Genomic DNA, 14,954 nt, shown 5'->3' with positions numbered 1-14,954 from the left:
ACTAGAGTCTCTATCCGAGTCCCCCTTTTTCCCGTCATAACGTCAGCAGATAGCTTTGCATGGAAGACAGGAGCCGTCGGAATGCGAAACAACCAGCCTGTTACACAGCATGAAATCTCGCTTGCCCCGCAACAGAAGCTCATCTCGACGACAGACGCCCGAGGCGTGATCACCTACTGCAACGATGCCTTTGTCGACATCAGCGGTTTCGATCGCGCCGACCTGATTGGCGCGCCGCAGAACATCGTCCGCCACCCCGATGTTCCCCCGGCCGTCTTTGCCCACATGTGGAGCGCCCTCAAGCAGGGCCAGCCATGGATGGGCATCGTCAAGAATCGCGCCAGGAGCGGCGATCACTACTGGGTCAACGCCTACGTCACACCGATCTTCGAAGGCAGCCAGGTGGTGGGCTACGAGTCGGTCAGGGTCAAGCCGACGGCCGACCAGGTGCGCCGCGCAGAGGCCCTGTACCAGCGCATCACCCAGGGCAAGCCGGCCGTGCCGCGCCAGGACACTTGGCTGCCGGCGCTGCTCGACTACCTGCCCTACCTGGTCCTGGGCCTGGCAGGCACCTTGAGCGGCCTGTACCTCAGTGCCCCCGTGGCGATTGCCCTGACCGCCGTTGTTTCAGTGCCGCTCTGCCTGCTCTCTTCACGCTGGCAGAAACAAGGGACCCTGCGCCTGTTGCAGCTGGTCGAAGCCTCGACCAGCGACGCCCTGCTGGCGAAGATGTACAGCGATGCCCGCGGCCACCAGGGGCGCCTGGAAACCGCCCTGGTCAGCCAGAGCTCGCGCCTGAAGACCTGCCTGACGCGCCTGCAGGACACCGCCGAACAGGTCAGCGAGCTGGCCGGGCAATCCGACCTGTTGGCCAGTGACAGCTCCAGAGGCCTGGATCGCCAACGCCTGGAAACCGAACAGGTATCCGCCGCGGTCAACCAGATGGCGGCCACCACCCAGGAAGTCGCCAGCCATGTCCAGCGCACCGCCGATGCCACCCAGCAGGCCAACCTGCTCACCAGCCGTGGCCGCGATGTGGCCCGCGATACGCGCCAGGCCATCGAGCGCCTTTCGGCGGTCGTCGGCGAGACTGGCGCGACGGTGGCGCAGTTGGCCAAGGACAGCAACGAAATCGGCACCGTGGTCGATGTGATCAAAGGTATTGCAGACCAGACCAACCTGCTGGCTCTGAACGCCGCCATCGAGGCCGCACGCGCCGGTGAAATGGGCCGCGGCTTCGCGGTGGTCGCCGATGAGGTCCGGCAACTGGCACAGCGAACCTCGCAATCGACCAGCCAGATCCATGAACTGATCACCAAACTCCAGGCCTCGTCCCACAACGCGGTGCAAACCATGGAGAACGGCAACCGCCAGGCCGAAGAAGGTGTCGCCTGGGTGCTCGAGGCGGACAAGGCGCTGGTCGGCATCAGCGAGGCCGTCGCCCACATCACCGACATGACCTCCCAGATCGCCACCGCCACGGAGGAACAGTCGGCGGTCGCCGAAGAAATCAGTCGCAACATCAGCACCATTGCCCAACTGGCCGATCGCTCCTCGGAGCAGGCCAACCTGTCGACGGAGCTGAGCAAGGACTTGAGCAAGACCGCCTCCACCCAGTACTCCCTGGTCGAGCGGTTCAATCGATAGCCTGGTGCAAAGAGGGAATGGAGAATCAGGTCACATGGAAAAATCACGCCCGGGGCTGAAGCGGAAACTGACTTGGCTGTGGTAGCCTCGTCAGCTCTGGGACGTTGATTTCCATCGGAAAAGTTCTCCCGTTTGACACAGGAATGCCCCTCTCACGGAACGTTTTATGTCGCTCAAAGCAACCTTTGCCGCTGTACTCAAAGCCCTGCGCGCTACACGTGGACTGTCACAGAAAAAACTCGCCGAAGTCAGCAGCCGAACGTACATCTCGAAGCTCGAGCGCGGCCAGTGCTGCCCGACGCTGGAAATGATCAGTGCCTTGAGTGTTCCGTTGAACGTGAGCCCGCTGACGCTGATGGCCGTCACGCTGGGCGCGCAGACCGGCGAGTCGATCAAGGTGCTGGTCAGTCGCATCGAACAGGAAGCGACCGAGCTGGCCCGCTCGGGAGCGCTGAAGAAGCTGCAGATCCCGTTCGAGGAAGAACTGCCAGTGCCGCAGCGCCGCCCCACTTCGCGGCCCCGGCAGCCGGCCCCGTCGATCCAGCAGACCGAGTTCTGTTTTGCCGAGTGAGCGCGGCCGCCGGGATCGACCTACTGCGGCCCAGCCGCCCGAACGCCCCATGCGCTCTCGTTGACCAGGTCAGGTGGACGGACTCCAGCCACCGCACTGAGCAGATTGTCCACGGCACAGCTGGCCATCGCCTGGCGCGTCTCCCGAGTGGCCGAGCCGATATGCGGTGTCGCCACCACGTTGTCCAGGCTCAGCAGCGGTGAATCGATCGCCAGCGGCTCCTGGGCAAAGACGTCCAGGCCTGCGCCGCGAATACGCTTTTCACGCAAGGCATCGATCAGCGCCGCTTCATCCACGACCCGCCCTCGCGCGATGTTCACCAGGATCGCCTCGGGCTTCATCAGGGCGAGTTCACGACGACCGATCAACCCCTGCGTATGGGCACTCAACGGCACGGTCAGGCAGACGAAGTCGGCCTGGCCCAGCAACTCATCGAGGCTGCAATAGCGCGCGGCGTAGCGGGCCTCCACCTCGGGCTTGGGCCCACGGCTGTGGTAGAGCACGCGCATGCCGAAACCGGCCGCACCGCGCCTGGCCAGTGCCTCGCCAATACGGCCCATGCCGACGATGCCCAACGTCTTGCCATGCACGTCACTGCCAAAATGCGCCGGCCCCAGGCTCGCCTTCCAGTGCCCCGCACGCACCCAGTCGGCCAGCTCAACGACCCGGCGGGCACTCGCCAGGATCAGCGCGAACCCCGTGTCGGCCGTCGTCTCGGTCAAGACGTCCGGGGTGTTGGTCAACAACACCCCACGCCGGGTCAGCTGCGCCACGTCATAGTTGTCCACGCCTACCGACACACTGGAAATCACCTCCAGCTGCGGGGCCAGGTCGAGCAGGCTGGCGTCGATCCGCAGACTGGCGCCCAGCAGCCCATGGGCGCCGGGCAAGGCATCGCGCAAGCGGGCCAGGCCATCCGGTTGCGCCATGTCCACCCAGGTCACCTCGACCTGCTCCTGCAGCCGTGCCATCAGGTCTTCGGACAGCCGCTTGTACAGCACGATTCTCTTCTTCATCCCAGTATTCCCTAGTGCGTTACGGCCAGACGGGCACCCGGGCGCCGCGTCTGCGAAGGGTTGAGTACGGCGGTCAGCACCACAGCCGTGAGCAGTGCACCGCACATGAACAGGTAGGAGGCTCCCGGACCACCGGTCATCCCGTTGAGGTAGCCCACCAGCCACGAGCCACCAAAGGAGCCGAGGGCGCCCATGCTGTTGATCAGCGCCATGGCGCCCCCGGCCACGTTGCTGGGGAGGATCTCCGGCACGATCGCGAAGAACGGGCCATAAGGGGCGTACATGCAGGCCCCGGCAACCACCAGCAGCGCGTAGGACAGCCAGAAGTGCTCGCTGCCCAGGGCATAGGAGCCATAGAACGCCAGCGCGGCGACCAGCAGCGGCGGCCAGACGAAACGCTTGCGTTTCTGCAGGCGATCGGACGCCCAGGACACGCCGATCATCGCCAGCACCGCCGCCAGGTACGGCACCGCCGACAGCCAGCCCGCCTGCACGATGTCGACGTTGGCCGCCTGCTTGAGGATCGACGGCAACCAGAGCACGAAACCGTACACGCCGATGCTCCAGCAGAAGTACTGCAGCGACAGCACGATCACCTGCGGGGAGCGGAACGCCTCGCGGTAGTTCTTCACCGGCCTGATTCCCTGCTGCTCGGCCGCCAGCGCCGCCTGCAGGTCCGCCTTCTGCGCCTCGCTCAGCCAGTTGGCCTGGGCGGGCCGGTCGTCGACCAGGCGCCACCAGAGCAGTGCCCAGATCACCGCGGGCAAGCCTTCGATGATGAACATCCAGCGCCAGTCGAAGTGCTGGATGAGATAGCCCGACACCACCGACATCCACAGGATGGTGGCCGGGTTGCCGAGGATCAGGAAGGTATTGGCCCGCGAGCGTTCCGCCCGCGTGAACCAGTGGCACAGGTACACCAGCATGGCCGGCATCACCGCTGCCTCCACCACGCCCAGCAGGAAGCGGATGGCAACCAGCATGTAGACGTTGCTGACCATGCCGGTGAGTGTCGCCAGTCCCCCCCAGAGAATGAGGCTGACGAAGATCAGTTTCTTCACGCTGCGCTTTTCAGCGTAGATGGCGCCTGGCACCTGGAAGAAGAAGTAGCCGAGGAAAAACAGTGCCCCCAGCAGCGAGGACAGCGCCGGGGTGATCTTGAGGTCTTCAGCCATGCCGGACGCGGCGGCGAAGCCATAGTTGGCACGGTCCAGGTAGGCCAGGCTGTAGGTGATGAAGACGATGGGGATGATGTACCACCAACGGCGAGGGGCGAGGCTTGTCGTTTGCATGATTCACTCTCCTGAGCTTGTTATTGTTGTCGCAACAGGTTTCGGCAATCCGGTTTGAATGGCTCAAGCGCTCCTGCGCTTGTCCTGTTCCTCGAGTTCATGTCGCCAGGGCAATCCCTCCATGTCGCCGCGCGACTGGACGGCGCGGCTGCCGCACCAGTTGCCACGCGCGACCGCCCGGGCCAGCTCGTGGCCTTCGAGCAGGCCACTGAGCACGCCGACAGCGAACGCATCGCCCGCACCGACCGTGTCGATCACCTTGGGCACGATGACCGGCGGGACATACCCCTCGTTTCGCTGTGTACGAAAGTAGGCGCCCTGCTCTCCCAGCTTGATCACCACCCGCTCGGCGCCGCGGTCGAGGTAGAACGCCGCGATATCGGCCGGCTCGCGCAACCCGGTCAGCAGGCGCCCTTCCTCCAGGCCCGGCAGCAGCCAGTCGGCCTTCACCGCCAGCGCGTTGACTTCGCGCACCATGGTCGCGGTATCGGGCCACAACGAGGGGCGCAGGTTGGGGTCGAAGGAGATGCTTCGGCCGGCCTCGCGCATGGTGTCCACCAGCGCATGCGAGAGCGCCCGGCAGGTCGGCGACAACGCCAGCGGAATGCCCGTGGCATGCAGGTGACGGACCTGCAGGTGCTGCCCCTCGATCATGGCCGGCGACAGGTGACTGGCCGCCGAGTTGCGCCGAAAGTACTCCACACTCGGGTCACCGCCATCATCGCGCCGCTCCTTGAGCTGGAAGCCCGTGGCGTGCAGGGGATCGACCTCGACGCCCTGGCAATCCAGTCCTTCCTGTCGCAGGCTGTCGACGACGAAGCGCCCCAGGGCGTCACTCCCGACCCGGCTCAGCCAGCGCACCCTGAAGCCCAGCCGGGACAGCCCGATGGCGACATTGCTGTCGGCACCGGCGATCCGCTTGGTGAACTGGCTGACCTGGGCAAGATCACCCGGCTGGTCGGCGACGAACATCGCCATGGTCTCGCCGAAGCACAGCACATCGTGTTCAAACATGGCTGACCTCCTCGCCCAGTCCGAGCCTGGCCAGGTTGTTGACCTGGGCACGCGTGAGCGCCAACAGATCGTCGTCCACCAGGGGATATTCCACCGCCCGCACCACGCCTGGGGTGAACTCACCCAGCAGTGCCGCCCAGGCCATCAGGTCGGCCGCACGTGGCCGCACCGCGACCAGGCGCCCCGAGGGCTGGCGCTCCACGGCCTTGCAGTGCACATACTGCACCCATCGGCCGAACATGCGTGCGGCCCGGATGGCCGACTCGTCCTGCCAATGCCAGTTGCCGATGTCGAAGGTCATGCCGACGGGAAGCTCCAGGGCCTCGACCCGCTCGAAGAAACCCAGCAAGGGCGCGATTCGCCCGCCTTGCACGGTCTGGTCATTTTCCACCAGCAGCCTGGGGCTGCCGGCAGCGACCAATGCCCGCAAGGCCGACACCTCGCATCGAGGCTGGTAATGCCCAAGCGAGACCTTGAGTGCCACGGCCCCCAGACGGCTCGCCAGCGCCAGCTTCTGCGGCAGCAGCGGATTGAGTGTGCCCTGCTCGGTCCACAGCTCGAGCGGCGAGGAGAACAGGCACTCAAGGTCCAGTGCCGCAGTCGCCGAGCGCAGGGCTGCGGTATCCGGCGCTCCGTCGAACAGTTCCTCGCGAAACTCGACACGAGACACGCCGGCAGCCGCCAGCAACTGCAGAAAACTCTCCTGGCCAGACTGCCGTACAGCGTCGGCACCAAAGCTGGAGAGACTGATGGAAACGGGGTTCAAGCGCATTGTTGTTATCCTTGATGAAACCGGTTTCATTTTTGATTGGCAGAAAACCATCTGCACAACCGCTCAGTTGTTCAGGTGAGTGGACCCTCGGACGATCAGCTCAGCCTTGAGGTCGATTCGCCGGGGCTCGTCGCCCTCTCCACGCAGGCGCCTGAGCAGGCACTCGAAGGCCGTGACGCCAATGGATTCGGTCGGCTGGGCCAACGCGGTGATACCGCTGCCAACCAGCGGGTACCAGTCCAGCTCGTCCAGCGCGAGCAGGCCGACGTCCTCGAACAGGCGCTGGCCCCTGCCATGCAGTGCGCGCGTGACGGCCAGGGTGGCGACGCCGTTGCAGGTGAAGATGGCCTGTGGACCATGGCCGTTCGAGTCGAGGAAGCTGCCCAGGTCATCCTCAAGGCTCGAGGTGATCTCCAGGATCTGCTGGCGGATGCCCGAACGGCGTTGAATGGATTCGGTGAAGGCCTGTACCCGCTCCTGGCGCGAGCTGGTGCCATCGAGGGGCTCGGTCACCGCGAGGATGTCGCGATAGCCGCGCCCTTGCAGGTGGTCCAGGGCCTGTTCGACCGCGTCGGCGTTATCCAGGCCGACCATGTCGACATTGAGTTCCGGCAACTGGCGATCGATCAGCACCATCGGCATGTCGCGTTGCAGTTCGACCAGTTCACCGCGATGGTGGCCGAGCGTGTTCACGATCAGGCCTTCGATGTTGTACGACTGCAGCATCTGCAGGTGATGGCGCTCCTGCTCGTCGTCGCGGTTGGTGTTGCACAGCAGCAGGGTGTAGCCGTGCTGCCGGCAAGCCTTCTCGACGCCGCGCATGACCGCCACCGAATAGGGATTGAGAATGTCGGCCACCAGCATGCCGACCAGGCGCGTCTGGCCGCGCTTGAGGCCCCTGGCCATCTGGTTGGGACGATAGCCCAGGCGCTGGATGACCTCGGCGAGGCGCTGTGCGGTAGCCTCGGCCAGCAGTTGCCGATCGCCGCCGATGTAGCGCGAGACGGTCGCTTTTGACACGCCGGCAGCCCGTGCGACCTGGCTGATGGTGACCCGCTCTCGCGAGCTGGAAGGAAAATCCGTCATCGAAGGTCTCTTGTGGTTATTGTTTGAGACGATGAATGAAACCGGTTTCAATACATCAAAACCGGGCGCATCCGTCATCTACCGTTCGTCGGATGTTAACAAACATTCGCCGAAAACCAGCCGTTCGCCTTCGCTCGGATTTTCCCGGAATCACTGCACAAACCCGGGCCGGCCAGCGACATGGAGCCAGCCGACCCGGGAGATGGGCTAGTGGCCTGTGTGGCCACTAGTTGCGGGTGACGTTCCTCGTGTCGCTGCCTGAGGTCTGGCCCAGTTCAGGTGTACGCAACCTGGCCACGTCGTCCGCCGTCACCGCACTGCCCTGGTTGCCCCAACTGCTACGGATGAAACTGACCACCTCGGCCACCTCCTGGTCGCTCAGGCGCCAGCCGAAGGCCGGCATGGTGATGTTCGAGGGCGCCGAGTGCGTTGCAGGCACCGTCCCGCCGGCCAGCACCACGTGAATGAGCGAGGTCGGGTCCTGCGTCTGCACCACCGGGTTGCCGGCCAACGCCGGGAAGAACCGGGTATAGCCATGGCCGTCGGTGCGGTGGCAGGCCGCGCAGTTGTCGATGTAGACCGACGCCCCCGGCTTGCTGTCATCGCCCTTCCACAAGGCGTCCGCGACCTGCTTGTCGTAGACGTGCGGCTGGTCGTCCGCCTTGCTCGGTGGCAGCGTCTTCAGGTACCGGGCGATGGCGGTCAGGTCGGCCTCCGTCATGTACTGCATGCTGTGCTCGACCACATCGCTCATGCCGCCGAATACCGCGCTGCGATCACTGCGACCGGTCTTGAGGAACTGCACCAACTGCTCCTCGCTCCAACTGCCCAGGCCATCCTTGTGGTCACCGCGCAGGCTCTTGGCGATCCAGCCTTCCAGCGGCGCACTGCCGGCCAGGAACTGATCACCCTCCTGCGGGTTGAGCGCCTTTTCCTGCATGGTCAACGCCCGCGGGGTATGGCAGGCACCACAATGCCCCAACCCCTCGACCAGGTAGGCTCCACGGCTGACAACCGGGTCGGCATTGGCCGGCGCCACCCAGGCCTTGGCCTCTGGCGCGAACAGGCCACGCCAGATCGCCAGCGGCCAGCGCATGCTCAGCGGCCAGGGAATATCGGTGGCCCGGTTCGGCTGTGCAACGGGTTCGACACCCTTCATGAAATAGGCGTAGAGCGCCTTCATGTCCTCGTCATTGACCCGCGCGTAGGACGGATACGGCATGGCCGGGTACAGCGTGCTGCCATCCTTGCCAATGCCCCTGCGTACCGCCTGGTCGAAATCTTCGAAGCTGTAGCGACCAATGCCGCTGGTGTCCGGGGTGATGTTGGTGGAGTACACGGTACCGATCGGCGTCGGCATCGGCAGGCCACCGGCAAAAGGCTTGCCGCCCTTGGCGGTATGGCAGGCCACGCAGTCGCCGGCACGGGCCAGGTACTCGCCTCTCTTGACCAGCGCCTCGCCGGATTCGGCCGCCTGGACCGTTGCACTGGCGCTGAACAGGAGCGCTGCGATCAACATTTTCGTCATGTTCTCTCGCTCCTCAAGCCTGGACCAGCGGGCCGGGGTTTTTCAGGTACTGCTCGCGAATGGCCCGGGCCGACCAGTAGGTCAGCGCGGCCACCAGGCCGGTCGGGTTGTACCCCAGCCCCTGGGGAAACGCCGAGGCGCCCGGAACGAACACGTTGTGCACGTCCCAGCTCTGCAGGTAACGGTTCAGGGCGCTGGTCTTCGGGTCGGTGCCCATGATCGCGCCGCCGTTGAGGTGAGTGGTCTGGTAGCTGGCGGTGTTGAAGTGCTCCTTGACCTTCTTGCCGAGGATGGCAATGGATTTGGGATTCATTGCCTGGGCGATCTTGCTCAGCTTGTCGACCATGAACTGGTTCATCCTGATGTCGTTTTCCTGCCAGTCGAAAGTCATGCGCAACAGCGGCTGGCCGTAGGCGTCCCGGTAGGTCGGGTCCAGGTCCAGGTAATTGCCGCGGTAGGACTGGTGCGCGCCATGGGCGTCCATTGACACCTGGTGGGTGTAGTAATCGGCGGTGGCCTTCTTCCAGGCGCTGCCCCAGGCAGGCGTACCCGGTGGGTTGGCGATACCGGCAATCGGCCGGCTACCGGCCTGGTTCACCCACATCGGCGAACCACCGACGAAGCCATGCGGGCCGTGGTCGAAGTTGTCGGCGTTGAAATCATCGATCGCAATACCGTTGCCGCCCGCACCGATGAAGTTGTTGGTGTAGGTGTCCTTGTCGAAGAACGCCTTGACCGTGCCCATGTTCTGGTAGGCGAAGTTGCGGCCCACGACCCCTTCGTTCTTGATCGGGTCGTAAGGCTTGCCAATGCCGGACAGCAGCATCAGGCGCACGTTGTTGAACTGGAAGGCGGAAAGAATGACGATGTCCGCCGGCTGCTCGACTTCACGCCCCTGGGCATCGATGTAGGTCACGCCGGTCGCCTTGCGCTTGCTGTCGTCGAGATTCACCCGCAGCACATGGGCGTTGGCCCGCAGCTCGAAATTCGGCACCTGGCGCAACGCCGGCAGGATGTTCACGTTCGGCGAGGCCTTGGAGTACATGTAGCATACGTAGCCACTGCAGAAGCCGCAGAAGTTGCACGGTCCCATCTGCGCGCCATAGGGGTTGGTGTAGGGCCCGGAGGTGTTGGCCGAAGGCAGGTTGTAGGGCTTGTAGCCCAGGTGGCTGGCCGCCTGTTCGAACAGCCGGGCCGACACCACGTTCTTCTGCGCGGGCAGCGGGAACGGGTTGGAGCGGTCCGGTGCGTAGGGGTTGCCGCCCTTGCCTTCGCCAACGAGCTCGCCCTTGACAGTCCAGGCTTGGCCCGAGGTGCCAAAGACCTTTTCCGCGAAGTCGAAATAGGGCTCGAGCTCCTCGTAGCTGACACCGAAGTCCTGGATGGTCATGCCTTCGGGAATGAAGCGCTTGCCATAGCGCTCCTCATAGTGGCTGCGCATGCGCAGCTCGATCGGGTCGACCCGGAAATGCACGCCGGACCAGTGCAGCCCCGCGCCACCGACGCCCTTGCCCGGCAGGAAGGCCCCCAGTTGTCGATTGGGCAGTGCCACGTCATTGACGCTGTGGCGGATGGTGACTGTCTCTTTCGAGACATCGACGAACAGCTTCTTGCGCACACTGTAGGTCAGCTCATCGATGACCTGCGGATAGCTGCCTTCCGGGTAGGTGTCCTGCATCGGTCCGCGCTCCAGCGCCACGACGTGCAGCCCGGCCTCGGTGAGCTCCTTGGCCATGATCGCACCGGCCCAGCCGAAACCGACGATCACCGCGTCGACCTTTTTCATTGCGTTGGCCATGGGTTACGCCCTCTCGCCGCGAATCGATACTGCCGGGAACGGGTAAGGTTCGTTGCGCTCGACCCAGTCCATGAAATCCGCCCGGGCACCCGGAAAGCCGATCTGCGTCCAGCCGACCATGCCGCGGTTGCCCCCGTGGATCGGGTCGCAGAAGAACCCTTCACGGGTGTTCTGCACCAACAGACTGAAAAACACCTTGGCCGGCACTTGCTCGAAAACGGCCTCACCGGACTCGATCTTGCGGAGAACATGGTCCCGGGTAGCGCTGTCTTGCGCGTCAAAAGTTTTACCGGTGGTGGTTTTGCACCACGCCTGCGCCGCGGCGATACCCAGGCGATAGATCTGTTGCGGACTGAGTTGCAACTGATAACCCAGCTCGGGGGCGGCATCGGCCTTGAACGGCCCCTGCATGTACCACTGCGCGCCCGTGGCGTAGGGAGTGTTCATCTGCCGGTCGATGAACTCGGCAGCACCGGCCTCCAGCGCACCGGGACCGAGGTCGTCGGCCGGGATGATGCGAGAGACGGCGGCCTGCAGGAACGCCCACTCCTCAGCGGTGAAGAAGGTCGGCTGGTACTGGCTTGGCGGCGGGGTTGCAGGCACCCGTGGCTCGCGCACAGGCGCTGCGCTCAACTGGCCGGCGCCAAAGCCCAGGCCGGTGCTCGCCACCGTCACGACGGGGATCAGGGTCAGCGTTTTGCGCAGGAAGTCCCTGCGCGGGTTATCGGGAGCATGCTCAGGCATTGTTGAATCCTCATCGGCGTTGGGCGGCTCGGAGCGGCGCCTTCTGGTTTTCGAGTGGTCGGTCGTTGCAAACGTTCAGCCGAGTAATTTAGCGTTTTTGAAGCGTCTTTGAAACCGGTTACATTCCTTTGTCGACGGAGAAGCGGCCACAAGGCTGCGGTCCCAGAGTTCGATCAGCCAGTGAGTTTTCCAACGACACGGGTTCCCTTTGCGCACGCCAGGGGCTAGCCTCGGTGTCTCTCACCATTCGATAGAAATTCCATTGCCATGTCCGAAGGTTTCCCGGCACTGCCGCCCCTCAATGCACTCCGGGTGTTCGAAGTGGTGGCGCGCCACCTGAACTTCCGCCTCGCCGCCGAGGAGCTGGGCGTGACCCAGGCGGCGGTGGCACAGCAAATACGCGGCCTGGAGGCCACGCTGAACATCCGCCTGTTCGATCGCCTGCCACGTGGTCTGGGCCTGACCGATGCCGGCCTGGCCTACAGCACCAGCATTCGCACGGCACTGACCATGATCGATGAAGCGACGCGGCTGCTCAAACCGGTGTCCTCGCACCTGACGGTCAGTGTCACCCCAAGCTTTGCCTCGAAGTGGCTGATTCCCCGGCTTGGGGCCTTTGCCGACGCCCACCCGGATGTCGACCTGCGGGTCCTGGCGACCGACCGACTCTCGCATTTCCAGACCGATGCCGTGGACCTGGCCGTTCGCTACGGTTCTCCCGCATTTGGCGCAGGCCTGAACACCGAACTGTTGATGGAGCAACGGGTCATCGCGGTAGCCAGTCCGCGCCTGTTCGACGGCAGGCCGCGCCCCACCAGCTTCGCGGGCCTGCAGGACTTCCCCATGCTGCACGACGCGCACAATGTCTGGCCCGAGTTCACCGCGGCGCTGTTCCCCCACCACGGGCAACCGACCGCCAAAAACATGCGCTTCAACCAGACCTCGCTGGCGATCGAAGCGGCCATCGGCGGCCAGGGCATCGCCCTCGCCAGCCAGGCGTTCGTCAAGGACGATATCGCCGCCGGGCGGCTGGTCCAGGTGTTCGCCCTGCAGCTTCGGCTCGACAAGGCGTTCTACCTGGTATGGCCCCGCAAGGCCCGACAGTCCCCCCTCCTGCTACTGGTCAAGGATTGGCTGAAGCAACAGATACCCAGTAGTTAAGCTACTGCCTTGATAAAGCTCGGCTACCTCCCTCGTCGACGCGCCTGCTGATAGGGTGGATCGATCTGAACCAACACGGTGCGCAACCTGGGAGAGCGTATGTCAGCAGAAAAAGTGGCAATCATCACCGCCGGTGGCAGTGGCATGGGCGCGGCGGCGGCGCGGCGCCTGGCCACGGACGGCTTCAAGGTCGGCATCCTGTCTTCCTCGGGCAAGGGCGAAGCGCTGGCCCATGAGCTTGGTGGTATCGGCGTGACCGGCAGCAACCAGTCGGTGCAGGACCTGCAGCGCCTGGTGGATGCCGTGGTGGAAAAATGGGGACGCATCGATGTGCTGGTCAACAGCGCCGGGCATGGCCCGCGCGCACCGATCCTGGAGATCAGCGACGAGGACTGGCACAAGGGCATGGAAACCTACCTGCTCAACGTGATCCGCCCTGCCCGCCTGGTCACGCCGATCATGCAGCGCCAGCAGGCCGGGGTGATCATCAACATCTCCACCGCCTGGGCTTTCGAACCCAGCGAGATGTTCCCGACCTCGGCGGTATTCCGCTCCGGGCTGGCCGCCTTCACCAAGATCTTCGCCGACCAGTACGCCGGCGATAACGTGCGGATCAACAACATCCTCCCTGGCTGGATCGACAGCCTGCCGCAGACCGAACAGCGCCGCGACAGCGTGCCGCTCAAGCGCTACGGCACCAGCGAGGAAATTGCCGCCACCGTCGCCTTCCTCGCCAGCGCAGGCGCAGCCTACATCACCGGGCAGAACCTCAGGGTCGATGGCGGTATCACCCGCAGCATCTGACCCACTAGGGGCCAGGCGGCGCCTGGCCCGCACCTGCGATATCCATCGAACGCAGCGCGATCCACAGGATGATCACCCCTTCGGTGCTGTCCAGCGAGCGCCCGGTGATTTCCTCAATGCGCCTGATCCGGTAGATCAGCGTCTGCTTGTGGATGTTGAGGATCTGCGATGACTTTTGCCACGAGCGATTCTGTTCCAGGAACACGCGCAGGGTCTGAATCAGCTGGCCACCGTTCTGTTCGTCGTAATCGACCAGGTTGCCGAGCACCCGCCGATACAGGCTGCGGGCCTGGGCCAGGTCGCCTGGCAACCAGAACGACTCATCGAGGGCGTTGGCGTAGTCCACCAGAGGCCTCGACGCGGTGGCATGGGCCAGCGCCAGGCGCGCTTCGCGCAGGGCTTCGGGAACCCGCAGCCCGGAACCCAAAGGCGCGCTGACGCCGATACTGCAACCCAGCACGGACTGCAGCAACGGGGTTGCCGCATGCTCGGCGAGGATCATCACCAATTCATCGCCGACCTGCCGCGCCAGCATCTTCTGGCGTTGCCGGCCCAGTTCGAGTTGCCATCTTCCAGGCAGTGAACCCTGCGGCCTGGCCAACACCAGGTGGGCCTGCCGCGCGCAGCAATCGAGCTGTTCCAGGCGCTCATCGGCGGCCTTTTCGGGCAGCCGCAGGTGGATCAGGTCATCGATCAGCTCCGAGCCCAGGCGCAGCTGGCGTTCGTTCTCGCCTTGCACCCGTTCCAGCTCGATCGTCAGCAGCGAGGCAATATGATGGACGATCCCATAGTCGAGCAACGGGCCGCCACTGGCCAGGATGCCGCAATCGGGCAAGGCCGGCAGCGCCATGACCAGCGCTTCCTGCTCACCGTCATGACAACGCGCCAGGTCGCTGATCGGCTGGGGGCGTTTGCCAAGGACCTGCAACCAGCTCTGCGGCAACCCCGCCAGCCCCTCCTCCCAAGGGTTGAGGGTGCGGGTGTCGAACAGATACAGGCTGGCCATGACGTCTGCCGAAAGCCTCAGCAGCAAGCCGTTGAGCCCCAGGCGACGCAGGCCGATCCTGGCGCTCTCGTAGAGCCGCACCACGGCTCGGCGCCGCTGGTCCTCAACCTGGTCGCGCGCATCGAGAATGGCCTTGGTCACTGCGGAAAACGGCACCGAATAGTCGGTCAGCAGCACCGGAAAGCCCAGCAGCGCCGCCTGCTCGTTCAGTGCGCCAATGTCCGCCGGCGCCTGCATGTTCTCGCCGATCATCAGGCCGGCCACCTTGGCCTCCGCCAGGCGTACCAGGTAGTCACGCTGCTGCGCGGCCTGCCGTGGAATGCCGATGCCCGTGGTCATCAGCAGGTCACCCTCGCCCAGCCACTCGCTGGGGTCGGCCAGTTCACAGACATGCGCCCAGCGCAGGGTCCGTTGGGTGCCCTCGGCGCCGCTCAACAGGCGGGTGCGCAGGGACGCATTGTCGATGATGTCCTGAATACTCAGTGGCATGAGTGCTTGCAGTGGTCGAGGTGATA

At 64.5% G+C, this 14,954-nt stretch carries 13 protein-coding genes; 4 read left to right on the top strand and 9 right to left on the bottom strand.

Going from position 1 to position 14,954, the window contains the following annotated elements:
* The first annotated feature begins 81 nt into the window (after positions 1 to 81).
* Both HU752_RS13915 and HU752_RS13910 read left to right on the top strand, forming a co-directional pair.
* A complete protein-coding gene (locus tag HU752_RS13915; protein ID WP_186688343.1) occupies positions 82 to 1,647 on the top strand; it encodes a methyl-accepting chemotaxis protein in 1,566 nt (521 codons plus the stop codon).
* A gap of 166 nt (positions 1,648 to 1,813) precedes the next feature.
* Positions 1,814 to 2,218, top strand: a complete 405-nt coding sequence (locus HU752_RS13910; RefSeq protein WP_186688342.1) for a helix-turn-helix domain-containing protein — start codon at positions 1,814 to 1,816, stop codon at positions 2,216 to 2,218.
* Positions 2,219 to 2,238: 20 nt separating this feature from the next.
* Here HU752_RS13910 and HU752_RS13905 read toward each other — a convergent pair whose 3' ends face one another.
* The 8 genes from HU752_RS13905 to HU752_RS13870 form a co-directional block, all read right to left on the bottom strand.
* On the bottom strand, positions 2,239 to 3,234 hold the full coding sequence (locus HU752_RS13905) for a 2-hydroxyacid dehydrogenase (RefSeq protein ID WP_186688340.1): 996 nt from the start codon (positions 3,232 to 3,234) through the stop codon (positions 2,239 to 2,241).
* A gap of 11 nt (positions 3,235 to 3,245) precedes the next feature.
* Entirely contained in the window at positions 3,246 to 4,526 is a 1,281-nt protein-coding gene (locus tag HU752_RS13900) for an MFS transporter (RefSeq protein WP_186688338.1), read from the bottom strand.
* Positions 4,527 to 4,589: 63 nt separating this feature from the next.
* Complete coding sequence (locus HU752_RS13895; RefSeq protein ID WP_186688336.1) at positions 4,590 to 5,540, bottom strand: sugar kinase; 951 nt, start codon at positions 5,538 to 5,540, stop codon at positions 4,590 to 4,592.
* Entirely contained in the window at positions 5,533 to 6,312 is a 780-nt protein-coding gene (locus tag HU752_RS13890; RefSeq protein WP_186688334.1) for a sugar phosphate isomerase/epimerase family protein, read from the bottom strand. Before HU752_RS13890 ends, HU752_RS13895 begins: the two co-directional genes overlap by 8 nt.
* A 63-nt stretch (positions 6,313 to 6,375) precedes the next feature.
* Complete coding sequence (locus HU752_RS13885; protein WP_186688332.1) at positions 6,376 to 7,398, bottom strand: LacI family DNA-binding transcriptional regulator; 1,023 nt, start codon at positions 7,396 to 7,398, stop codon at positions 6,376 to 6,378.
* A gap of 226 nt (positions 7,399 to 7,624) precedes the next feature.
* Entirely contained in the window at positions 7,625 to 8,926 is a 1,302-nt protein-coding gene (locus HU752_RS13880; protein ID WP_186688330.1) for a cytochrome c, read from the bottom strand.
* A gap of 13 nt (positions 8,927 to 8,939) precedes the next feature.
* Entirely contained in the window at positions 8,940 to 10,724 is a 1,785-nt protein-coding gene (locus HU752_RS13875) for a GMC family oxidoreductase (protein WP_186688327.1), read from the bottom strand.
* 3 nt (positions 10,725 to 10,727) lie between these two features.
* Positions 10,728 to 11,468 (bottom strand): gluconate 2-dehydrogenase subunit 3 family protein, encoded by a 741-nt coding sequence (locus HU752_RS13870; protein WP_186688324.1) that lies wholly within the window; start codon positions 11,466 to 11,468, stop codon positions 10,728 to 10,730.
* 267 nt (positions 11,469 to 11,735) lie between these two features.
* Here HU752_RS13870 and HU752_RS13865 point away from each other — a divergent pair, with 267 nt between their 5' ends.
* Both HU752_RS13865 and HU752_RS13860 read left to right on the top strand, forming a co-directional pair.
* Complete coding sequence (locus HU752_RS13865; RefSeq protein ID WP_186688320.1) at positions 11,736 to 12,629, top strand: LysR substrate-binding domain-containing protein; 894 nt, start codon at positions 11,736 to 11,738, stop codon at positions 12,627 to 12,629.
* 99 nt (positions 12,630 to 12,728) lie between these two features.
* Positions 12,729 to 13,433 carry an SDR family oxidoreductase gene (locus tag HU752_RS13860; RefSeq protein ID WP_186688310.1) on the top strand — a complete coding sequence of 235 codons (705 nt, stop codon included), beginning with the start codon at positions 12,729 to 12,731 and terminating at the stop codon, positions 13,431 to 13,433.
* 4 nt (positions 13,434 to 13,437) lie between these two features.
* On the opposite strand, the gene HU752_RS13855 is transcribed toward HU752_RS13860, so the two are convergent.
* The gene (locus HU752_RS13855) at positions 13,438 to 14,928 is read right to left on the bottom strand and encodes a PucR family transcriptional regulator (RefSeq protein WP_186688308.1); all 1,491 of its coding nucleotides are present in this window, start codon (positions 14,926 to 14,928) and stop codon (positions 13,438 to 13,440) included.
* Positions 14,929 to 14,954 lie beyond the last annotated feature (26 nt).

Source organism: Pseudomonas vanderleydeniana, from assembly GCF_014268755.2.
Taxonomy (GTDB): Bacteria; Pseudomonadota; Gammaproteobacteria; order Pseudomonadales; family Pseudomonadaceae; genus Aquipseudomonas; species Aquipseudomonas vanderleydeniana.
This window is presented reverse-complemented; position numbering and strand designations above follow the sequence as displayed.